General features: G+C 40.6%; 23 protein-coding genes. All 23 read right to left on the bottom strand.

Annotated features, from left to right (window positions below):
- Position 1 precedes the first annotated feature (1 nt).
- The 23 genes from B5G00_RS12820 to B5G00_RS12710 all read right to left on the bottom strand — a co-directional run bounded on the left by B5G00_RS12820 (position 2) and on the right by B5G00_RS12710 (position 23,575).
- On the bottom strand, positions 2-1,111 hold the full coding sequence (locus B5G00_RS12820) for a radical SAM protein (protein WP_087273347.1): 1,110 nt from the start codon (positions 1,109-1,111) through the stop codon (positions 2-4).
- Positions 1,112-1,113: 2 nt separating this feature from the next.
- Entirely contained in the window at positions 1,114-2,163 is a 1,050-nt protein-coding gene (locus B5G00_RS12815) for a polysaccharide pyruvyl transferase family protein (RefSeq protein ID WP_087273345.1), read from the bottom strand.
- Positions 2,138-2,917, bottom strand: a complete 780-nt coding sequence (locus B5G00_RS12810) for a glycosyltransferase family 2 protein (protein ID WP_087273343.1) — start codon at positions 2,915-2,917, stop codon at positions 2,138-2,140. The genes B5G00_RS12815 and B5G00_RS12810 overlap by 26 nt, the downstream gene beginning before the upstream one ends.
- Before the next feature lie 10 nt (positions 2,918-2,927).
- On the bottom strand, positions 2,928-3,680 hold the full coding sequence (locus B5G00_RS12805; RefSeq protein WP_087273341.1) for a glycosyltransferase family 2 protein: 753 nt from the start codon (positions 3,678-3,680) through the stop codon (positions 2,928-2,930).
- 9 nt (positions 3,681-3,689) lie between these two features.
- On the bottom strand, positions 3,690-4,373 hold the full coding sequence (locus B5G00_RS12800) for a sugar transferase (RefSeq protein WP_087273340.1): 684 nt from the start codon (positions 4,371-4,373) through the stop codon (positions 3,690-3,692).
- A 27-nt stretch (positions 4,374-4,400) separates the two neighbouring features.
- Positions 4,401-5,603: a DegT/DnrJ/EryC1/StrS family aminotransferase gene (locus tag B5G00_RS12795; protein WP_087273379.1), complete on the bottom strand. Its 1,203-nt coding sequence runs from the start codon at positions 5,601-5,603 to the stop codon at positions 4,401-4,403.
- Between the two features lie 34 nt (positions 5,604-5,637).
- The gene (locus tag B5G00_RS12790) at positions 5,638-5,901 is read right to left on the bottom strand and encodes a hypothetical protein (RefSeq protein ID WP_087273338.1); all 264 of its coding nucleotides are present in this window, start codon (positions 5,899-5,901) and stop codon (positions 5,638-5,640) included.
- 45 nt (positions 5,902-5,946) lie between these two features.
- Positions 5,947-7,902, bottom strand: a complete 1,956-nt coding sequence (locus B5G00_RS18720; protein ID WP_114002395.1) for a polysaccharide biosynthesis protein — start codon at positions 7,900-7,902, stop codon at positions 5,947-5,949.
- Positions 7,903-8,268: 366 nt separating this feature from the next.
- Positions 8,269-8,682, bottom strand: a complete 414-nt coding sequence (locus B5G00_RS12780; protein WP_242971354.1) for a sugar transferase — start codon at positions 8,680-8,682, stop codon at positions 8,269-8,271.
- Positions 8,679-9,977 carry a DegT/DnrJ/EryC1/StrS family aminotransferase gene (locus B5G00_RS12775; RefSeq protein ID WP_206423792.1) on the bottom strand — a complete coding sequence of 433 codons (1,299 nt, stop codon included), beginning with the start codon at positions 9,975-9,977 and terminating at the stop codon, positions 8,679-8,681. Before B5G00_RS12775 ends, B5G00_RS12780 begins: the two co-directional genes overlap by 4 nt.
- Before the next feature lie 82 nt (positions 9,978-10,059).
- Positions 10,060-10,368, bottom strand: a complete 309-nt coding sequence (locus B5G00_RS12770; protein ID WP_087273334.1) for a hypothetical protein — start codon at positions 10,366-10,368, stop codon at positions 10,060-10,062.
- 282 nt (positions 10,369-10,650) lie between these two features.
- Positions 10,651-10,914: a DegT/DnrJ/EryC1/StrS family aminotransferase gene (locus B5G00_RS12765; RefSeq protein WP_087273332.1), complete on the bottom strand. Its 264-nt coding sequence runs from the start codon at positions 10,912-10,914 to the stop codon at positions 10,651-10,653.
- 40 nt (positions 10,915-10,954) lie between these two features.
- Positions 10,955-12,838, bottom strand: coding sequence for a polysaccharide biosynthesis protein (locus B5G00_RS12760; RefSeq protein ID WP_087273330.1), 1,884 nt, complete (start codon positions 12,836-12,838; stop codon positions 10,955-10,957).
- Between the two features lie 110 nt (positions 12,839-12,948).
- Positions 12,949-13,689, bottom strand: coding sequence for an LPXTG cell wall anchor domain-containing protein (locus tag B5G00_RS12755; protein WP_087273327.1), 741 nt, complete (start codon positions 13,687-13,689; stop codon positions 12,949-12,951).
- A gap of 47 nt (positions 13,690-13,736) precedes the next feature.
- Positions 13,737-14,522 carry a class B sortase gene (srtB, locus tag B5G00_RS12750; protein WP_087273325.1) on the bottom strand — a complete coding sequence of 262 codons (786 nt, stop codon included), beginning with the start codon at positions 14,520-14,522 and terminating at the stop codon, positions 13,737-13,739.
- A 1-nt stretch (position 14,523) separates the two neighbouring features.
- A complete protein-coding gene (locus B5G00_RS12745) occupies positions 14,524-15,582 on the bottom strand; it encodes an LCP family protein (RefSeq protein ID WP_087273323.1) in 1,059 nt (352 codons plus the stop codon).
- A gap of 15 nt (positions 15,583-15,597) precedes the next feature.
- Positions 15,598-16,482 carry a hypothetical protein gene (locus B5G00_RS12740; RefSeq protein WP_087273321.1) on the bottom strand — a complete coding sequence of 295 codons (885 nt, stop codon included), beginning with the start codon at positions 16,480-16,482 and terminating at the stop codon, positions 15,598-15,600.
- 21 nt (positions 16,483-16,503) lie between these two features.
- Positions 16,504-17,196 carry a CpsD/CapB family tyrosine-protein kinase gene (locus B5G00_RS12735; protein WP_206423791.1) on the bottom strand — a complete coding sequence of 231 codons (693 nt, stop codon included), beginning with the start codon at positions 17,194-17,196 and terminating at the stop codon, positions 16,504-16,506.
- Positions 17,196-17,939, bottom strand: a complete 744-nt coding sequence (locus B5G00_RS12730) for a YveK family protein (RefSeq protein ID WP_087273317.1) — start codon at positions 17,937-17,939, stop codon at positions 17,196-17,198. Before B5G00_RS12730 ends, B5G00_RS12735 begins: the two co-directional genes overlap by 1 nt.
- A gap of 134 nt (positions 17,940-18,073) precedes the next feature.
- The gene (locus tag B5G00_RS12725; protein ID WP_087273315.1) at positions 18,074-18,823 is read right to left on the bottom strand and encodes a CpsB/CapC family capsule biosynthesis tyrosine phosphatase; all 750 of its coding nucleotides are present in this window, start codon (positions 18,821-18,823) and stop codon (positions 18,074-18,076) included.
- 414 nt (positions 18,824-19,237) lie between these two features.
- Positions 19,238-20,152: a hypothetical protein gene (locus B5G00_RS12720; protein ID WP_242971353.1), complete on the bottom strand. Its 915-nt coding sequence runs from the start codon at positions 20,150-20,152 to the stop codon at positions 19,238-19,240.
- 381 nt (positions 20,153-20,533) lie between these two features.
- Positions 20,534-22,234: an AAA family ATPase gene (locus B5G00_RS12715; protein WP_087273311.1), complete on the bottom strand. Its 1,701-nt coding sequence runs from the start codon at positions 22,232-22,234 to the stop codon at positions 20,534-20,536.
- A gap of 96 nt (positions 22,235-22,330) precedes the next feature.
- A complete protein-coding gene (locus B5G00_RS12710) occupies positions 22,331-23,575 on the bottom strand; it encodes a GNAT family N-acetyltransferase (protein WP_087273308.1) in 1,245 nt (414 codons plus the stop codon).
- Between the last annotated feature and the right edge of the window lie 21 nt (positions 23,576-23,596).

Genomic DNA, 23,596 nt, shown 5'->3' with positions numbered 1-23,596 from the left:
CTTATTTCTTACGTTTTCTTATAACTTTATTATATATTTCTTTCCAGTCATATAATGCCGTTTTAAAAAATATAAACGGATACTTTCTTTCATAACTATTCTTTTTCTTTTCATCCCATACTTCATTGTTATCAGCTAATTTTTGTGAAAATGCATCTTTAACTTCTTTCGATAACCATTCTCTACCATCTTCACATACTCTGTTACGAATATCAGCGTATGTTGGTGTTTCTAATTCTGGAACTACTCCCAAGGTTAAAAATGCATGCCCATTATAACAATATGGCTGTCTGCAATGTTTTCCCACTGGATTAAAGATTATTGGTTGTTCAGGATTTTTAAATATATTTTGATTACTAAGCTGTCCATAACATGGCTTAGCAGCCCCAGTTCCTAAATCAACGTACAAAGTCCAAGCTCCCGCATAACAAAAATCATCTATTTTTTTCTGAAAAATATCCAATTTGAAATCAAACATTGTAGAATCAAATTTTCTCCAAACAGACTCATACTCTTTTCTTGACATAGATGTCAAAAGATCTTTTTTCTCAGTCAAATCATTTCGTCCTACTGTAATTTGACATGCTGCTCCTAGTTCTGATTTACAAAGATTTATAATTTCATCAATATCATCAATCAATCCATCATAAGGCATTAACTCAACAGTAAACGAACATCCCTTTTCCCACATCTTTTTCACATTTGAAAAGTATCTATCTAGCCATCCTTTTTTCTTTAACTCTGCATAGTGGAAAGAGAATTTGAATTCCAAATGCTCTAACAAATTTCTTGGAAACTCAGCAATTTCATCAAATCGACTTGTCAATGTTCCATTTGTTACAACCTCTAAAAAATGTCCTTGTAATAATAATTGGTAAATATATTGCGGCATTTCTTTCGGAATAAGAGTTTCTCCTCCTCCCGTTAGATTTATAATACAAGTGCCTCCTAACCTCTCTTTTGAAAGACATTTGCCAACATGCTCTGGAGTATATAAAAATTTAGCTGCTCCTTTTTCATTTTCTTTCAATGCTGAAATATAACAATATTCACATTTAAGATTACAATTTTTAATTGGTACATTGATAACTAACAATCTTTTAATTTCCATACTTAATCCTTTCGTATTACGTCTGCCATTTCTTCAAAATAGTTTAGCAATTTTTCTCTATCATATTTTTTATGTTCCCATATAGTTGTTCTCTTTAATTTTTCAAGCACTTCACTTAACGAATTAGCTCTTACAATCATATTTGTATCATCAAGCCAATCTGCCACTCCAAAAACTTTACCAGTTTTATTATTTAAAACAATGCATGGAGTCCCATTTAATACAGAAAACAGCATTGCATGTAAACGATCTGTTATAGTAATTTCTGCATTTTCAAAAGTTTCCCACGACTTTTGCAACTCACTTATTCGCTTTCTTAAAACAACTGGCGATTTTATAACAGTACTAACTTTTCTAATATTATAATTTTGTTTTATTTTTTCATAGAAATCATCAATATTTTCTTGCTCGGATTCGCAATCCTCTCGAATACATACATTTATCACTTTCTCATATCCAGTACATTTTTCCTTTGTTATCATATTTTTCCCATACAAAACCATATCTGGTACTAAATATACATCCGAGTTTCCTGTAAATTCAAATTTTTGTTTTATAAAATTGTAAGACTTCCTTTCTCTTACAAAAATATGTAAATTACTATGTTTTTTTAATATTTCATTTGTTATTCTGTATTCCCTCTCTCCCAGTTCGTCTGAAGTATAATATACTGTTTGTGGAAGAATAATAATTTTATTATTGGGATAGTTCTGCACAATCTCACGTATAACACATTCATTATGTATCCATAAGTTCCCCATCCATCCACCACCCGAAATTACAACTAAATCTTCAGGTGTTACTGTATTTTTTATTATTTCTTTTTGTGTATGATACATAGGCATCAATATTTCAAAATATTCATAGTCCGGGAAAAAATCCTCAAAAAAATATTGTTCTTGGATTGCGATTGCATGATCCCCCAAATTACCATGCATAGGTGTTCCAAATAAAAAAATCTTTTTATTTTTATTTGATTTTAATTTTTTTATTGCCGAACGCCATCCAGGATAAGCTACTGACAGTTTAATTTGTTCTTTTAAAATATTCATTATATCCCTCAAAAAAGTATTTAAAATTATTTTCTTTTTTTAACATCAAATCTCTAAGTAAAACTAATAAACAAATAAATATATTAAAATTCTTTCCATAAATTGCCCCTTTAGCAATAATTTGTTTGTTGCTACTACCATTTTCTTTCTTTTTATGATAAACCGTTACCTCTGGTATATAAAAGATTGCATTTTTTTCATAATTACTTAAAAGGAAATCCACTTCTTCTCCACAAACAAATTCGCTTCCCAAACCTAACCGTTCATCAAATTTTTTATTCAGCACTAAATCTTTCTTGAATGCAACTTCAATAGACGATTTTGACATGAGCTGTAATTTGTTTCTTACATACTCTTCGTTGGAAGTATAATTTTTATATGGAATATTTTTTTCCGGATCAAAAATCTGTGATAATACAATTTTAGCACATTGTCTTTTTTTAAATGCATTTACAATAATTTCAAATGCATTTGCAGGATACCAACAATCATCATCGGATAATACTACTATCTCGCCTAATGCCTGCTCTAATCCTCTATTTCTAGCTCGTGATAATCCTTTTACACTCATTTCAATTTGCTTTATATCCAAATTACTATATTTACAAATTATATCTTTTACAATTTCATGATTATCCTGTGTTACAAATATAATTTCAAAGTCTTTATATGACTGTTTTTCCAGTGTTTCTAATAATCGTCTAATTTCCTTTTCTCTTGTTCCTAACGTAGGAACTAATACTGATATTTTCATATTTATTTCCTTACTTAATTTTTAGCAATTTAATCACACACCAATATGCAATATGAAAAACACTTCTAACTATACTAAGATGTTCTATATTTCTATATAAAATCCAATGATATTTAATCACTTTGAATTTATTACTTGAAATAGAATTCTGTCTTATTCGATATTTCATAAGCACCGATTTCATACCATAAATGTACTTTTCTTTTTTTAACATTCGAAGCCACAAAGCATCATCGTTTCGTTTTCTAATATTAGGTACTTCAAATTTTCCCATCTTTTCTACGTTGTACATAACCGTAGAATTTCCTACCGGGCAATCTAAAAGCACTCGATTATAATCAGCCTTTGGTACTGTCTTTATAATTTTATTTAATGATTTCCCATTTTCATCAATTTGTTCATACGCTGTACAAGAAAATGCAACATCATGCTTTTTCATAAATGCTAATTGCTTTTTCAATTTTTCTTCTGGCCAAATATCATCAGAATCCAAAAAAGCCATATATTCCCCATTTGCCAATTCCATTGCTTTTGTTCTTGCAACGGCAGCTCCAGAATTATTTTCTAAACAAAAATATTTTATTCTACTATCTTCTTTTATATATTTATCGACAATTTCTTTTGTATTGTCTGTCGAGCAATCATCAACAATAATCATTTCCCATTGCTGATACGTTTGTGCCTGAACAGATTCAATTGTTTCCCCTATAAACTTCGCACAATTATATGTCGGCGTAATAACTGATACTAATCCTTTTTCCATACACACTCCCTACCTAATCACTGCAAAAACTGTTTTTATCATTGTTCCTATATCATGTATAAAACTAAATTTTCTAATACTTTCAAGATTGTATTTCATCTTCTCAGGAAGAACCTTTTCTACATATACTTTGTCCACATCGTCTGCTTTATCCAATAACTCTGCTTCATCTTTATATTTTATACTCGCCTCAGATGTAACTCCCGCCGGTAATAACAACGTAGCATACATTTCTGGTGTATACTTCTTTACATAATGCGTACTTTCCGGTCTGGTTCCTACAAGCGTCATATCGCCTAAAATAATATTTATTAACTGCGGCAATTCATCCAAACGATATTTACGAAGTTTTTCGCCTACCTTTGTAACTCTACTGTCATTGGATACGGTAACCTGGGTGCCAATTTTATCTGCATTAGCAACCATTGTTCGGAATTTAAATATTTTAAATTTTCTTCCATATTGTGTAACACGCTCCTGACGATAAAACACTCCTCCTTTAGAATCTCTTACAATCATAATTGAAATAGTAATTAATACAGGAGAAAATGTTACGAGCATAACAGATGCAGCAAATACATCAAATCCTCTTTTTAAAGCCAAACTAATTTTTTTCTTTTTTAAACTGTCATAATATGGACGAACTTCCTCCGTCTGCATAAATTTTGGTAATTTCTCCCATTCTCGTAACATCTGTATCTCCTATTTCTTCTATCACATTTAAATATATTCTTTCACGATTCTACTAAACTGCTCGATCACATAATCCACTTCTTCATCTGTAAGTTTTGTATGAAGCGGTAAAGTAATCTCATTTTCAAATCTCTTATATGCATTAGGATAATCTTTAATATCAAATCCCATATTTTTGTATGCAGTCATCATTGGCAACGGCTTATAATGCACATTGCAGGCAACGCCTGATTCTGCCATTTTCACAATAATCTCATGCCTCTGCTCCAACGTAATTCCCGGAACTCTTGTTATATACAAATGACCAGATGACTGGTGGTTTTCTGTATAGTGATTTAATACCTCTATTCCGATTGGCTTAAATGCTGCATCATATTTTCCTATGATTTCTTTTCGACGTTCAAGCAAACCTTTATATCTCTTCATCTGTGCCAGTCCGATTCCAGCTACAACATCAGTCATATTACATTTAAACCAAGGTCCAATGATGTCATACTCCCATGCCCCAAGCTGCGTTTTCGCAAGTGCATCTTTTGACTGACCATGAAGTGATAACAACTGATACTGATGATAAATTTCTTCGTTATCAATTCCATCAATATCTTTCCAAACAGCAGCACCACCTTCTGCAGTTGTAAAATTCTTAACTGCATGGAAGCTGAAATTTGAAAAATCTGCAATACTTCCAACTGGTTTCTCTTTCCAGGTTGCACCAAAAGCATGTGCTGCATCTGCCATAACAATCACTCTGCCGATGCTTTCCTGTATTTTATTTGCCGGATGGAATAAGCCTTTCTTACGTTCTACAATAGAAAAAATCCTATCATAATCACATGGCACTCCACCGAGATCTACTGGAATAATTACTTTTGTTTTTTCAGTAATCGCATTTTCCAACTGCTCATAATCCATTTCAAGAGAATCTCTCTGAGTATCAATTAAAATAAGTTTTGCCCCTACATGGCATACTACAGACGCACTTGCAGTATATGTATACGCACATGTAATGACTTCATCGCCTTCTTTAACTCCTAATAAGCGCAAAGTCATTTCTGCACAAGCTGTCTGCGAATTAAGACAAACTGCACGATTTACTCCACATAAATCTGCAACCTCTCGCTCTAATTCTTTTGTCTTAGGCCCAGTTGTAATCCATCCAGATCTTAATGCTTCTGACACCTGTTCAATTTCTTTTTCTGTTATATCTGGCGGTGAAAATGGAATCTTCATAATATTGTTTTCTCCTTTTATCTGACTGATTATTTTAGAAAAATCCTGGCTCAACACCCGTTCTTCCTACCTCTTCTTTTACCCAATCTGCATTCAGATCATTTTTAACTATTTCATTCTTTTTCAAATAAAGAACAATTTTGCTATCTCTTGCCTCAATAGCACTAACAATCATTTCAGCATCCAATAGATTCTCTGGAATTGCATCAACATTTGCATATTCCTGTTCGCCCTCTTCTGTTGCCAAAATAATAGAACCTTTAATTTTGTCTAATATTGATTTTGTTTCGTAATGCATATGCGTCCTTCCCGTATTTTTGTAAAAATACAATCTTGTTATATTTTATATAGCTACTGCTTCTTCCCTTTCAGGCTCGCTCTTTTTTTGATGTACGGCAAATTCAGCAGCTCGATTAACTTCTTCCGGCTTTTTAAATGTTGGTACAGCTTTTCTTAATACTTCTCTTGCCTGTGAATCATCTCCTGTTTCACAAACTTCTCTAAGCATATTCAGACGAGTATTAATTTCTTCCGCACTTAATGCTGAATCACGCTCAATAAATATCATACTGTTACTTGTTTTATCTAATTCTTCTGTTTTAACCAACAATTCTTCATATAACTTTTCTCCCGGTCTTAATCCGGTTTCCACAATTTCAATTCCCTGTACACCAGACAATCGAATCATATTCTCTGCCAAATCCATTATTTTTACAGGCTGTCCCATATCCAATACGAAAAGCTCTCCATTATTTGCCATAGCACCACTTTGAAGTACAAGCTGTGATGCTTCTGGGATAGTCATAAAATATCGGATAATTCGCTTATCAGTAACTGTAACCGGTCCTCCATTAGCTATCTGACGTTTAAATAACGGAATAACTGAACCCGCACTACCTAATACATTTCCAAAACGTGTCGCACTGTACTTCACTTTTCCATGCGTACTGGCACTCTGTACAATCATTTCGCACATTCTCTTGGTAGCCCCCATAACATTCGTAGGATTAACCGCTTTGTCCGTTGACACCATCATGAAACGTTCCGCTTCATATTTTTCACAAAGTTCTACCAGATTCTGTGTTCCAAATACATTGTTATAGATGGCTTCGATACAGTTATGTTCCATTAAAGGCACATGCTTATGTGCTGCTGCATTAATTACAATCTGTGGATGATACTTAGCAAATACACGTTCCAGTGCTTTCTTGTGTGTAATAGAACAAATTTCAATCTGAAGATTTAAAGTATTTCCATATGCAATTTTTAATTCTTGCTGAACATCGTATGCGCCATTTTCATAAATATCCAAAATAACAATCTGTTTCGGTTGCATCTTTGCCAACTGACGACACAGCTCCGATCCAATGGAACCGCCACCACCTGTAATCAAAACAACTTTGCCTTTGTAATATTCATTTGTATGCTCATCAGATACCACCAATGGCTTTCTGAACAGTAATTCCTCAATATCAAATTCTCTTAAATGTCGCTTTCCTCCTGCCGCATAAACAGTCGGATAATCATAAACTTTTAATTTATATCCAGCATTTTTATAGTATTCATATAATGTTTTCTTCTTTTCTGCATCCATTGACGGTATAGCAAATACAATTTCCTGTACTTCATACTCATTCAATTTTCTAAATGTTGCTTCATCTTCTGACCATACCGGTAATCCCTGAATTTCACGACCTACTTTATTTTCATTAATATCAATAAAACATCTCGGAATGTATGCCGCTTCATCACTATTCAGAAGATCTTCCGCAAAACTTACTCCTACACGTCCAGCTCCAATTATTGCTATTTTTATTTTCTGGACTTCTTTATCATTTCCTTTCTTTACTCTACCGAATGTGTATAATAAGGAAGCTAAAAATCTCCCCTGCTTCGTTTCCTGATTGCTACATTTATATGCATATCTGTACATCATCCTTAACGCCAATGCGCCTAAGAGATTTATACTGATCAAACACAGCATTCTCGCAAATGTAATTTTCTCAACTGGAAGAACCAGTTCTAAAATCAAATAGACAAAAAATGCTATTGCATCTGTATATAACAGTCGAATATAACACTGAATACCGCCATATCTCCAAATCTGTCCATATACATTTCCAATCAATCTAATTGAAAATACACATAACAGTGCAAGAACCATCTGTTGCAACATACCTGAAATGGAAAGTTTATCATTTCCACCATAAAGTCCTAAAAGCAACACCGCTGATAATTCATACACAAGCAAATCATATACAACCAGCATCCATCGAACATTACGCTTCTTATATTTCATTTGTATTTCTCCATCCGCAGGTTTTAATCTTACTTTTCCTGCATTTTCTTTTTTGTTAAAAACTTAAATTTTCATCGTTCAATGAAGATAATTTTTCTTACTTGCTTCTCATATTCATTCTCACAATTTTTCCTTTTCATATAGTCCATTACCCCCCCCCCAACAATTTTGGAGTCCTTAACACGACAACTAGCCTGTGAATGTTCTTTTTTGAAGAGCATCCGCAGGCTAGGTCAAACCTCCTTATCATAATTTTTCGGCTTATAGTGTGGGTCAAAATAAGCATCCAAGAAACCATTTATTTGTACATAATTTCCTAGCTTAACCGACACAACCATGCAGAAAAATCATCATAACCAGATTCGACTAAGCCAGCGAAACCCTTGTAAAATCAAGGTTTTTCTTGGTTGTCCCTATTATACCGCTATCTCCTTTTAGAATATTGATTAGTTCAGGAAGTTCATCAAGACTTGATGTCCTTAATATTTTCCCATACTTAGTAAGCCTCTTCTCGTTTGGTAAGAGATTTCCACTTTTATCTTTAGCATTGCTCATGCTCCTAAACTTTATTAGTTTAAACTCTTTCTCATTAAATCCAATTCTCTTCTGGCAAAAAAACGGATTCCCCTTCATGGTAAAGACTCCGATCAGCATCAACATAATTAACAACGGAGACAAAACTATTAATGCCATCAGAGAAAGCACGAAATCACTTATTCTTTTAAAGTAATTCTTATACATCTCAATCATCCTCTTACTCAAAACAATTTCTAGCTTCATTCGAAGCATGCCTTTATAACTTCAATAATCTTTTCCTGCTGTTCTGCTGTCATCTTGTTATCAGAAGGCAAACAAACACCTCGCTGGAAGATATCAGCACCAACATCAGCAACCCCTCCAGCAATATATGCATTAGTCTTTGCTCTCAAGGATCCATCTCTTCCAATGCACTCATGCATTCTATACATTGGTTGCATATGCATTGGTTTCCAGATTGGACGGCCTTCCACATTATATTTAACCAAGGTTTCCAAAATCTCCGTCGGGCAGGATTTTCCCTTCTCCGAAATATAAAGAGCTTTCCGATCATCTCTAATCTGCCGACACATAGCCTCTTCATCAATAATCAAACAGCTAAGCCAGAAATTAGGAATTGATTTCTCCGCGTCGTAGGGATTCATTTTAACCGGCAGATTTTTGAAACCTTCCTTGTATCTTTCATAGATGACTTTCTTCTGCTCAATATGCTCTTGCAGATATGGGATCTGACCACGTACTACTCCTGCAATCACGTTACTCATGCGGTAGTTATACCCGATTTCTTCATGCTGATACCACGGTGCTGCCTCTCTTGACTGTGTACTCCATTTCCGCACTTTGTCTGCATCTTCTTTGGAATCTGTCAAGAACATTCCACCACTGGATCCAGTTATAATCTTATTGCCATTAAATGAAATGCAGTTAAAATCTCCAAAACTGCCCGTCTCTTTCCACTCGCCATGATACAGATATTTTGCGCCCAAGCTCTCTGCAGCATCTTCCACAATTAATGCCCCATGCCGGTCACAGATTTCTTTCAGTTCTTCGATTTTCCCCGGTGTGCCATACAAATGTGCCAGCACAACAATCTTTGCTTCCGGATACAGTTCAAATGCTTTTTCCAGAGCTATCGGATCCATATTCCATGTGTCGTATTCCGTATCCACAAACACAGCTTCGCCATCTTCATAAGCAACTGGGTTAATACTGGCATCAAAAGTTAAATCTGAGCATAGAATTTTTCGCGACTGGCATGTACCTTCATAGGGTCGTGCCTGACCGTATACCTTTTCCCCCGCCAGTTTTGTTGCCAAATGAAGCGCTGCCGTCCCAGCGCTTAACGCAACAGCATATTTTACACCAACAAATTCCGCAATCTGTTTTTCTATTTCATCTAGATTCTTACCAACCGTACTCATCCAATTAGTGTTATAAGCCTCCATCATATACTTAGCTTCCTCGCCATGCATAGTCGGAGAACTAAGCCATATTTTTTCAGCGAACGGTTTGATATCCGATGTATGATGAAACGCCATGTTCTTATCCTCCCAGTTAAGTATTTTTCAGTATCATTCAACTCTTCTTTGAATAAAAAACTTCTTCTTATACGTTAACCGCTCAGGAAACGTATTGATTTACAATATCCTCTAACTCGTCAATGTAGTTGCGAATCTCCTGATCCATATCATTCTCTTCTAAATACTCAAATATTGATTCATATTTGCAAAGAAATTCGTCATATTGTGTGGAAGAAGTTTCCAATCCTTTTGCATGAATATAAGCAACTACAAGAACAGCTGCTTGAATCGGATGTCCTTCAAAATAATCTGCGTCTGCCATACCAGAAACCCCACCCCGATTACACTGATAAAGGTTTCTTACTATATGTTCTAATTCAATTGCTTCGCTATGATTAATTCTAAACATGTACTCATTCCTTCCCCATTGTAACAACTTTGCATGTTACTTTTTTTCACGACAATGAGCCTACATTCAGTATCTTCCGTTTCTGAACCCAGGCTCAAGTCAAACCTCCTTATTGAATTTTTCTACTCTGTATTGTGGGTCAATCCAAGAGTATCCAAGAAGCCATCTTAACCTCTCCGGGTACTCGAATTTACCTTCAATCCGTAGAAAATTTCAATTTCGGGACTTGGCCTAAACTCGTGAAACCCTTGAAAAATCAAGGTTTTTTCTTGGTTGTCCCTATTATACAGTTATCACTACATCTCCTTCTTTGACTCCTGCTAATTTTACAGCAAGATGGAGTGCCGCCGTTCCTGATGCCAACGCTACAGAAGCCTTACACCCTACATAATCACAAATACCTTTTTCAAGCTGGTCTAAATTTTCTCCCACTGTAGACATCCAATTCGTGTCAAAGGCCTGCTTTACATATGTACGAGAATTTTCATGGATATAAGGACTTGCCAGCCATACTTTTTTTTCAAATGGTTTTATATTTTCTTTCATTCTCTCTTCCCCTGATTTGTATCTCTTTTATTAGCTTTTTCTATGCACTTACCTTTTCATTCACTTCATCCGCATCCCTATACTCTGGCACAACTTTTTTAACCAGTTCCTTAATATTCATACACTCAGCCTTGGACTCTTCATCCAGAATCTTCAGCTCTTTCAGGAACCATTCATCGTCCATAGGAATGGGTTTTCCAATGTGAATCCTATGATTATCTGTCTCCTGCATGCCTTCTTCTTTCATCAGCATTTCTTCATAGAGTTTTTCTCCCGGTCTCAATCCGGTAATTTTAATCTCCATGTCTACTCCCGGTGTATAGCCGGACAGCTTAATAAGATTTGTCGCCAGATCCATGATTTTCACCGGTTCGCCCATGTCCAGCACAAAGATTTCACCGCCCTTGGCGTATCCCCCAGCCTGTAATACCAGCGCTACCGCCTCCGGAATCGTCATGAAATAGCGGATAATATCCGGATGGGTCACAGTAACCGGTCCTCCTTCCGCAATCTGTTTCTTAAACAAAGGAATTACACTTCCATTGCTTCCCAGCACGTTTCCAAACCGGACCGCTGCAAAATCTGTATCAGGACTTCTCCTGTCCATACACTGTATGATCATCTCACACAGTCTCTTAGACGCCCCCATAATATTCGTAGGGTTGACCGCTTTATCCGTAGAAATCTGTACGAATTTCTTTACTCCATATTTCACTGACATTTTTGCTATTTTATATGTACCGATTACATTATTTTTAATTGCCTCATTGGGGCTTTCCTCCATAAGAGGCACATGTTTATGTGCAGCCGCATGATATACCAGCTCCGGATGATAAGTACTGAAGATCCACTCCATCCGATTTGAATTTCGTACAGAAGCGATTAAAACTTTCAGATTCAGTTCCGGATGTTTTATTTTTAAATCCTGCTGGATATCATAGGCATTATTTTCATAGATATCGACAATGATCAGTTGTTTTGGCTCATAGTTGGCAATCTGCCGGCACAATTCGCTTCCGATAGATCCCCCTCCTCCTGTAACCATAACAACCTTTCCTTTTACATATCCGGCAATGCTGTCCATATCGACTTTTACCGGCTCTCTCTCCAAAAGGTCCTCAATGGCCACTTCTCTCAATCTGCTGAGACTGACCTGACCATTTACCATTTGATAAATACCAGGCAATATCCTTAATTTACATCCTGTCTTCTGGCAGATGTTCAATACTTCATGTCTGCTCTGCGGGTCTGCCGATGGCATTGCTATAATAATGTGGGTAATCCCATATTTCTCTACAGCCCAGGGAATTTTTTCACGTCCCCCAGCCACTGGCACACCATGGATCCTTTTTCCCTGTTTTTCTACATCGTCATCAATCATGCAGCCCACCTGCCCATTCAGATATTGGCTGTTTAATATTTCCTTTAAGATTACATTTCCGGCTTCACCAGCTCCTACGATCATGGCCCGCTCTTCTGAATCTCTCCTTGGCAGAAAGCGGTTATGGAAAAGAGCCAGAAATCTGCCGGCACACCTTTCCGCTGAAAAAAACAATACATTTAATATGAAGCTGAAAATAAAATAGGCCATAGGCATGTGGAAGCCAGCCACTTTCATTCCCAGAATCTGTAATGCCGTTGTCAGCAGCATTGCACATTCCAGCATGACCATCTCATAAATACCCGCATATCTCCAGAGGCTTGTATATAGGCCGAACACAGCGAAAACAATCAACGTAATGATTGTATAAATGGGTGCATATACAAGAGCCTGATCCAAAAGAGATTCCGGAATGCTGTTCCAGTGAAAATCGAACCGCATCCATAAAGCCAGGATACTGACAAGATTCAGGATAATGACATCGCAGATTGCTAGCCCTGCTACTTTAAATTGTTTTGAATATTTGATATAAAGTTCTTTCAATTGACTCTCCGCCTGTTTTCTTATGTTTTACATCCTTTTTACAGTTTGTTTTTACCTGCGAAGAGGCAGACATTTCCCAAAAGAAATTCTGCCCCCCTCGCCACTCTTTTTTATGCTCTTTTTCTTCCGATTACAAACATTGCCCCTGCTGCTCCCAGAAGTACTACAGCCCCTGCTGCATATACGCCCCAGGTGGAATCTACCCCTGTCTTAGGTGCAATTCCTGTCCCTGTAGTGTCTGTTTCTGCCGCTTTGGATTCATCAACATCCGCAATAACAGTCACAGGAGACAGATCCTGGAACTCTGCTGTGATCTGCTTGTTTGTATAGTTTACGTCTGTAGGTTCAATGATCTCCCATACCAGTCTCTCAGTACTAAAGTGCAGGATTTTCACATTTGTCATAGCTTCTGTCAGAGAAGGTACGGAAATGGTTGCGATATACTTTCCATCCTCTGTCTTTACTCCGCCGTTTATTGGAACGAGATCAAAGAACTGGGTAACCATGCTCTTTCCTTCTACTTCCTGAGCCAGAGCATCTACTTCTTCCTCTGTCATGTTCAGCTCTGTCTGTCCTGCCGTTGGGTTGGAAATTATTTCTTTTAATTGCTGTACCAGTGTAGGCAGAGTTAAGGTTCCCTCATTTACCTGAAGGATCTTTTCCACAACCTTTGGAGCTGCTTCCTGTGCAGTGGCAAAGTTTTCTGCTGTGCCTTCGCTTACCTGATAGCTGGCTGCTGATTCACCTACCAAAGTAACCTGTGTGGTCCGGCTTCCTGCTGCAAACACGCTTACAGCGGAAGTCACTACAAGAGCAGCTGCCAAAATTGTTCCCAAAATTCTTTTTCTCATTTTTCTCATCCTTTCTAATTAAGATTTGTTTTACTATTGCTTTTGTATTATTGATCTATGGATACCAGTACAGCCTGTACCAGATATCTTTGACTTGAAATTCCTGCGTAGCAGGTGGATAAGGTTATGATCTTATCCTCATTTGTTACTTCCATGGAGGTATCCACGAAGGAGTTCATGTCTCTCATGGAAAAGATATTGTTTAAATATTGCTGGTATTCCTCTTTGTTCCAGAAATCAAAGCTCATCAGCAGGTGCCGGTTATCATAGAGGTATGCAGCAAAAATTTTGTAATGCAGGATCTTATCCGGCAGGTAGATGGTCACGTCCCGGTTGGCGTCGAAGAAGCTTCGGTCCATATACCGGTGAAGGCTCTGGAACATGGAGCCGTTTTTCATGTCGTGTCCGTAGATCACCGTGTTGGGATCTTCAAAAGTTTTTGTGTTATAGTTTTCTGTAAAGATGGCTCCTGCCGCTGCCTCTGACTTATTGATGTCATGATCCAGGTAATAGCCGTTGTCATCCGGGCTTTGGAGGATGGGATAGTCCACTTCTGTTCCCGGCACCTGGATCCAGGCGTATACGTCCGGATTCTGGGCCTGCAGACTTGGAAAATCAATGGGGATCTCCACCGACTCCTTTGCGGGAGTCTCTGTTGTTTCGGGCTCCGATTCTTTCTCTTCCTCAGGTTCCGGCTCCCGGGCGGCTTCTTCCCGGATCTGGTCATATTCCTTACCGGCATTTTTTTCTTCCAGGTACTGGCGTACCGCCAGGCCTCCCAGGATCACTGCCAGGATCAGGAAGATCACTCCTGCCATTCGGAATTTCTTCATATCAGTTTTCCACCTCTTTATAGAAGGTTTCCAGGATCTTCTCATACAGCTGGCTGTCGTCTACGTGGTATTCGTCAAAGCCTTCTCCCTGGGTTCCTTCTCCGGGAAGGGTCCAGGTCCGGATATTCTCCTGCTCTGCCAGCCCTCCCATGATCTGGGCAAACTGACCATTGCTGATATCCGTCACCATATAATCTTCCAGCGCTGTATACAGGTCTGTAATAAGGGAAGGGTTTTCTCCATATACCTGCCGGGCTTTTGCAGCATAGGCGTTCAGGAATTCCTGCTGCCTCTCCATACGGACGATAGCGCTCTGGCTTTCTCCTGTATCCCGGTATCTGACGAAATCCTCCACATTCTCCGGGGTAAGCTGGATCTGGCTTCCTTGAGCCCACTGGGGATTTACCGCCTCCAGACTGTCGTCCGGAACAGTTACGGTAACTCCCCCTACCTTTTCTACCAGCAGAGGAATCCCGTCCATACTCAGAGAGCAATATCCCTGCATGGGAATTCCGTAGAGGAGATTGGACACAGCCTCTTCCATCAGTTCACAGCTTTCCCTGCCTCCGTCTCCGTAGGCGTAGGCCAGATTAATGTGATCCCGGCTTTTTCCTGCACTGTTTCCTTCCTGGTCGAAGATCTGGATCTCCGTAATGGTATCTCTGGGAATGGTAATCCCTGTAAGACTGTGGTCCACCCGGTCCCAGGACACCAGGAAGATGGCATCTGCCTGTCCTGCGTCTGCTCTTCCCACCTGAGTCTGTCTCTTTTCTCTGGAGTCGATTCCCAGAAAAAGGAAATTGCTCAGATGGTCGTTATAGGCATATTCTTTTCCCTGGTAAGTGACAGTGGAGGAAGTATTTCCGGCAGAAGACGCCTCTTCCTCGTGGGAAGCAGAGCCGGATATTCCGTCTCCCTTCCCTGCGGCAGTTTCAGCAGTGTTCATATTGTTCCAGATAAGGTATCCTCCTATAGCTGCCGCCAGAATAAGGACTGCCAGTACCACTGCTGCTGTATAAATCTTTGTTTTCTTCTTATTTTTCTTTCCAGGTATGCTCATATGTCAAAACTTCCTTTATGCCAGATATCCCAGATCTTTCATCTTCTGAAGGATAGCCGCTGCCAGATCTGCCTGTCCCTCATAGGTAGAGGCAGGATTGGAGGTGATGGATGCCATACTGATATAATGTTCTCCCCACTTCTCACTCATCACACTGTCCAGTGTAGCGGAGTCTACGCTTCCATCCAGAGGAAAGGTCCCTGCGATAATATATTGTTCCTGCTGAGGAAAGGTGTTGAGGATAGCCTCCTGCTGCCGGGCCAGTTCTGCCGGATCGTGGTTCCAGCCCCCGTAATATCCCATGAAGATCACCGGGACGTATTCCAGATCATTTCTTTGGGTCTGTTCCGGTGTCAGATCCCGGATCCCGGTCTCTGTCACAGGGAGCTCCTGTCCCTGGGCCGCCTCCTGATGGGCGGTGATATAACTCTGGACCTCTTCCTGGGGCACCCCTGCCATGGTCATCATGGACAGAGTTCCTGCTCCCTGAAGGGTTTTGTCGATGACTGTAAGATCATAGCCGCTGTCTTTAAGAAGATTCTGAAGAACAGCTCTATAAGAATGTTCAGCAGAAGCTTCTCCGTTTATAAGGTCATCCCCCCAGCAGACAACTCCTTTTGCCAATGTGGAGACATTTTCTGTTTCCTCTGCCGTAGATTCCTGTTCCTGGTTTTCTTCCGTCTCTGTTTCGGCAGTTTCCACTGTCGCATCTTCTTCGGAAGCATCCTGCTCTTCTCCCTGATCCTCCTGTTCTTCCTGATCAGCCAGCTGCTGAAGCCTGGCTGCATCTGCCGCATTAGACCGGCGGCTCCAGAGAAGAAGAGCTCCAAAAAGGATAAACAACAGGATACAGAGAATCAGCAGCAGCCGGTTTCTCCCTTCCTGATAGTTATTGTTCATTGTAATTTCCCTCCTGCATACTTACTTGTGTTTGTAGTAACCGCCGTAGCGGCCATAGTAGGAGGAATAGTATTTATCCTTCTTCATATCCACTTTATTGAGTACAGCCCCCAGGATCTTGCAGCCGCTCCGCTCTAACTGGGCCAGGCTTTTCTGGGCCACGCTATAGCTTACGGCTTCGCTTTCGATGACCAGCACTGCTCCGTCGCTTTTCTCTGCCACGATGGCGGCGTCGATCATATTGCCGATAGGAGGCGTGTCAATAAATATGTAGTCATATTCTTTTCTTTTTTCTTCCAGCAGTTCTCCAAAGGCCGGGTCTCCCAGCAGCTCTGAAGGATTGGGCGCAAGGGGTCCTGCAAAGATCATATCCACATTGGGAAAGTTGGTCTGGTAGGTGATCCACTGCCGTTCTACCTGTCCGCTTAAATACTGGGACAGTCCGTGAATGGTCTGATTTACAGAATACCGCTTGATAAAATTGGATTTCCGGATATCTGCATCTACCAGCAGCACCCGCTTCCCTGCTTTTCCCATTTCCAGGCTCAGACTAAAGGCAATATCGCTTTTTCCCTCGTTGGGATAACAGCTGGTAAGCAGCACTACCTTTACCTGTTTGCTGGAAAACTGTATATTGGTGCGCAGGGTTTTGATAGATTCCTCGTAGAAGTAATCTGACTTCTTTGGGTCTTTTAAGGTGACTTTCAGTTCCATTATTTCTTCCCTCCCCTGCCCTTTGCTTTCTTTTTCCCTCTTTTGTTTTTCTGTCCTACAAAGTCTTTTCTGTCCGGCACAGATGCCAGAGTGGAGATTCCCAGGTATCTGGTGATATCATCCTCGGATTTGATGGTGTCGTTCATCACAGCCAGCACCACTACCAGGCCTGCAGAAACCACAATTCCGGCCATCAGCCCCAGAAGAGTATTTCTCGTAACGCTGGGCGCTGTCTTCGTCTCCGGGATTTCGCCTTCTTCAATGATCTTAGGAGGTACTACCTCCATCTTGTCTCCTACAAACTCTGAAGAAACCTGAGCTACCTGGTCTACGATCTCCTTTGCAGCCGCCGGTTCTGTATTCGTCACAGAAATGTTTAGAATACGGGTATCTGTGGGATTTTCCACAGTAATACTCTTTTTCAGTATATCTTTGTCCATATTCAGTCCCAGGTTATCGATGACTTCTTCCAGTACCGGCGTGCTCTTGATAAGAATTTCATAATCATGGGCCAATTCTGTACCCAGCTGAAGGTCTGCAATGGAAGTCAATGTCGTCTCTTTTGAGATCACCAGGACACTGGATGTAGATGTATAGGTGGGAGTAATGAACACCTGGGTATATGCGCAGGCAATGCAGCCCCCCAAAAGTGCTGCCGCAATGATCCAGAGTATTCTTTTTTTCAGAGCAAAAAACAGCTCCCTTAAATCAATCTCCCGTTCCTCATCGTGTAAGTTTTCCATGGTCATTTTTCCTTTTCTTTATTTTTATCCTATAGCCTGTTGAAATCCTTCAGCCCTCTATGCTATGCCGCATTTATACACATATGAATATAGAAGGAATGGATTTCGGCAAGTCTTTTCTAACTACTTATTTTTTAATAATGCAGAATATCCCTCCTCACATCTGCTTGTCCATCTGTTAAAATCTTCTCTGCATTTTTCCAGGTGATTTTTTCGATGTATGCCCTGCCAAGGTGTTTCAGCATCCAGGCTTCTGCCTCCTGTGTCTGAGGATATCTGCTTTTTGTATTGTGCATATCTGTTGCCAGAAAGTGTATCCTCTCACTTTTCAGCATTTTTCTGCACCATCTGACTGTTTCGTCAAACCATCTGCCGCCAATACGCCGATAGTTCATCTGCATATAAGCTCCGGCCTTGATCAGTTCGTCTATTCTCCCCTGTTCTCTCAGCACACCGTAGCGTTCCACATGAGCCAGTATGGGACAATATTGTTCTTCTGTCAGTTCCCTCACTGCCCGGTATAACAGAGAATAGGGAACATTGGGCATAAATTCAATTAGTATGTATCTGCTGTCCCCTATTGTCAGAATCTGCTGTCTTTTCAGCATTTCTAAAGTCTCCTGGGAGTAAAAGATTTCCTCTCCGGGGTAGACCCTGAAATCCGGATTCACCTCTGCCTTTGCTTTAACCTCAAGTCTTCTGCAAAGATTTCTTATCTTCTCCGGCTCCTCCTGTCTGAACTGATGGGAATAATGAGGAGTGGCCACCACTGCCTGAATTCCCTGCCTGTATGCCAGTTTCAGCATTCGGATACTTTCCTGAAGAGAGGATGAACCATCGTCCAATTTGGGAAGCACATGACAATGTATATCAATTTTTTTCATCTTTCGTCTGATTTCCCCATTACAAAAAGCATTACATTCTTACCGAAAATATTACTTTTCTGGTAAACATATGTAATTATACAATAAGTTTTTTGGGGTTTCAACCAGAAGTAGTATAAATTTAGGAAAAATATATCTTAATAAAAGGCAAAAAAACAGGGTAAAACGGCAAAAATACCGGTAATTACAAAAAAGCTGCCGTTTTTGTAATTACCGGTATAGGATGGTTCTTCATCTGACTGAACTTAAAGTATCATTCCTCCTTCCCAGAGGTTGTTTTATCATTTCAAAAGGAGCTATTGCATTAATATAAACTGAGAATATTGATACATTTATTGCTCAGTTAATGCAACAGCTCCTTCTGTTATTTTATTCGAATTGAGACAGCACAGCATATAAAATTTTTACACTGCCTCAATCTGATTTCTTATCTTTCAGAAGCTCCACATACAGGGAACGCTCCTCTTCCTTTATCTTCAGTGCATCCATGGCTTCTTTGACTGTCCAGTTCATGGTGTCCATGAGATTTTTGATAGAGTTCAGATTAGCCTGCTGTGAACCCTGTGCAATCCCCTGCTGTAGTCCTTGCAGTACTCTCTGGGCTGCTCTTTGTTCCAGACCCTCACTTAAGTTGCACATCTGCGACACCTCCTCTCCAAACTTCCGTTTCATCTCAATATGGTATTCTTTCTCCAGGATTTCTTTTTTCTCTGCTGCTTTTATTTCAGAGGAAAGCAATACAGAAAGCAGTCTCAGAATCCCCTGACAGTTCTCTTTCTTCGTGTCTCCCAGGCAAATCATCAACGCTGCCAGCAAATCATAGTTTTGCTGTGGTTCTTGTATCTGTCCCACAAGACTATCTTCTGACATGACGTATCTGTTAATGGTATTCTCCCGATATCCCGGCGGATCTGTGCAGATCCAGATGGAATATACCTTTTTGATCTTCTCGTAATGACTGTCAGTGAATACTGTCCCATACTGGCTGGATACCATCCGGCAGCAATAATAGATTCCTCTTTTTATCAGGGGATACCCTGGATAAAACTGGTTCTGAGCCTCCACATTGAGAATTAATCCTATTTTTTCTTCTCCAGAGCCGCCTGGCTCTTGATGCACAGAAGGCACTGCCGCTGTAAAGCGGATATCAAAGGTAACGGTACCTTCTGTCATAGTAGTATCTTCCACTCCTGTTCCCTGTATCATAGGAGTGTTTTCTCTTTCGTCCGGTGCCACAGGGATTTCTCCGATCTGTGGTTTCTCTTCAATGTACTTTTCTGCAATCTCATTGACGTCACAGTCTGCGTACTCCCAAAGGCAGCTCTTCATGATCCATGCAAGAATGACCTTTTCTGCCAGAAGTCGTTTGCAGCATGCGTCGTACTTTGCTTTTTCATCAGCGGTATAGATGTTTTTCGCAATCGTTGTATCCGTGATGAAAATCCTCCTTTCTACGACTATTTTATCACAGCCCGCAAAAAGAAGTCCATTTGTAATATATTACAAAGATGCCTGTCCTTTTCAATCTGTAATTTATACACTTATTTCTCTGATAATACCTGGGGCCTGTAAGCAGCTCTCCACTTACAGGCCCCAGGCAATTTACATTTTTCTAGGTGTTCTTTCCCAATATTAGCTATTTATCTATCTTTTTTCTGATATTTGTACATCTATATGAGCGGGTTCATGGCCGCAGATTCCCATACTTTCTCAGGTCTGGCTCCGGTGCCTCCCTGCCTTCACCATGCATTCCTTCTTATAAAAAGCTACCCCGTATTTCAGGATATCTTTATATCCTTCCCGGCGAAGCCCTTCCTCGTATTTCTTCTCTTCGATCTGGCGAAGGGCTTCTTCGCATTTTTTCTCCAGTTCCTGATAGGTCTTCGCCACCTTGAGCTCCAGGATCACCGCTTTTCCCCGGACGCTGGGATACCGCACCAGGATGTCTGGTCTCCCTTTTCCCGATTCCCGATTGGACTCTACGATATAATTCCCCATAGGCCGCAGCAGTCCGGCCAAAAATCCATGGTAATAGCTCTCCTGATAATCATAAAAGCTGATGGTCTCCATGAGATTTTCCGACAGGATCTCCCCCATCTTCTCGGCGTCCCCATTTAGCAGGCTTTCATACAGGGGCATCAGTTCTCTCTTTTCCGTTTTCCTGTCAATCTTCTCTTCGAACCAACGCAGAACTGCGTTCTTGTACACATACCGCACCTCGCTGTTGGGGATGGCCATTTCCATGTAGATGGTCTCTCCCTCCTGGCGCTGGCTGATCTTTTTCAGATAGCCGGTAAAGAACAGGAAATTCCACAGGTTATCCTGGGTAGAGTTCATATCTTCATAGGTGATGTCCTCGTGGATAGGCTTCTCGATGGTTTTCCCTTCTATAAGTCCCTCGATCTCCTTCTTCACAGAGATATCAGCACGCTCGATGAGACTGCGCACAATGCTGTTGGAGCTGGTGTTGGACCAGTAGGGTTTGGCAAAGGCCTGTTTATTCTTATAGCAGGAATATACATAGTTGATCACACTCCAGGGATTATAGACTTCTGTTTCCCCGAAGCAGTAACCATCGTACCACTTCTGTACGGTCCCAAGATTTTCTTCCAGCCCGTAGTCCATCAGCATCTTCTCCACTTCTTCCTGGGTGAAGCCGAAATGTTCCGCAAAGGTATCATTGGTAATCGACTCTGCCTTCAGGTTATTCAGTCCCGTAAAGATGGATTCCTTGCTGATCCGCAGGCAGCCGGTGATCACGGCAAACTCCAGGCAGTCGTTGGTCTTCAGAGCAGACTCGAACAGGGAACGGACCAGGCTGACCATCCGGTCATAGAAGCCGCCAAAGTAAGCATTTTCCAAGGGGACGTCGTACTCGTCGATAAGGATAACAGACTTTTTACCATAGACCTGGAAAAGGCATTCTGACAAAAAGCGCAAGGCCCCCAGATATTCCTCCGGCTGAGCTTTCCACGCTGCAAAGCGCCGGAATTTTTCCCGCTCCTCTTCCTGATCCAGAGAGTCCAGGATTTTGTCATGCCTCCGGTATTCTCTGGCGATCTCTTCTTTCAGGCAGTAAAAAGCCTCCTCATAGGTAGCCTGTTTCATGGATTTCAGCGTAACAGAAATCACCGGATAATTGCCCATATATTTCCGGTATTCTTCCCCATCCTCCAGGATTTTTGTACCAGAAAAAATTTTTTCTGTCTCTGGATATTCACAGTCCAGGAAATACCGGAGCATACTCATGTTCAGAGTCTTTCCGAAACGCCTGGGACGGGTAAAAAGATTCACCTTTCCTTTCATATCCAACAGTTCTCTGATGAAAGGTGTTTTATCCACGTAGTAATAACCATGTGTCACTAAATCTTCAAAATTTTCAACGCCGATGGGCAGCGGTGTCCATGCCATAGAAAAACCTCCCTTCCCAATGTAGTTTCATTTTACTACATTCGGAAGAGAGGCACAAGGTTCATCCAGCTTCCTGTTTTACCTCAAAAGCCCCATTTAGAAGTAAGTATAATTCTTAGGTTTCTCACTCCACCCTATGGCTTTCTGTATATCTCCTGCATAGCTTTCGTCACTGCAGCTCATTCTCCTGCTCCAGAGAAATTCTTTCAGAGGAATGGCTCCCATTACCAGGCTGGACAGGTCGGCAATATTAGTCTTCAGCTTTACATCTGCCCGGTCAGGTTCTTTACTGCTATCAAGGAGATTTACCTTTTCTCCTTCTATCCTGAGGAAGAAGCTCCGGTTGTTCTCTTCCACAAAGGTATCCTCCACCTGAAGCTCCAGGGTAAAGCTTCTCTCTGTCTTTGCCTCACAGTGATCCTGTTCTCGGAAATAGTTTTCCACACTGAGGATCCGGAACATATGACCCATGTTTTTCCTGCCAATCTCCTGGATGGCCCCGTCATAGGCTCTGTTTTCTCCGCTGTCTGGATTTGAGAAATACATCTGGAAATTTTCTTCAGGAGTATAAATTCGCACCCTTTCAATCTGGTCGGTCTGTGAGGCAAAGAATGTGAGGAATTCTTCCAAAGTATCCATATCTTCATACAGCATTTCCCGGACCGTCAGGTCATGATACATGTCTGTATAGTGATCTACAGAAGTAAATTCAAATGTAAGATATCCGGTAATCCTTCCATCTCTCCTGCACACAACCACATAAGGCATGTCGAAAATACGGTGAACGTCCATATAGGGATGGATGGTGGCTCCATGAGTCTTCTCTGCCAGTCTCCGATACAGCTTCAATATCTCCTCCTTGTCTTCTTCCCTGGCATATCCCAGGTGCTCCTTGTGTCCGAAGGAACGGATATACTGAGGCTTGGGAGAAAACATCATGCTTTCGTTGCAGTAGCCATATCCCATTTTTCCATAGAAAGCCGGGTTAAAGGGGTGAAGGCTTCCCACTGGAGTTCCTGTCCCTGCAAAAACTCCTATGGCTACCCGGATCATATTTCTGGCCACATGCTCTTTTTTTCGGAGAAAACCGGTGGAAACATAGGCGATGCCTCCCATTTTCATCAGTTTTCCCCTTATATTCTGCTGGAAATCCATCATCAGCAGAGAGCCTATCAGAACACCTTCATCATCAAAGCAGCCCAGGTACCGGCCTTCCTGGGGACTTACCAGTTCTTCCGGCATATTTTTCAGGAGCTCCGGAGGCGTCTTGGATGGAAAGCCAGTGACTACATTTCTCTGAAGCTGCCTTACCTCTTCCGGCTTTACAAAGCGTATCTCCATGTCCGTCTCCTTTCTGCTGTC

Source organism: Blautia sp. An46, from assembly GCF_002161645.1.
Lineage (GTDB): Bacteria > Bacillota > Clostridia > Lachnospirales > Lachnospiraceae > Blautia > Blautia ornithocaccae.
The sequence above is the reverse complement of the archived record's forward strand: the minus strand, read 5'-3'. Positions and strand labels throughout refer to the sequence as shown.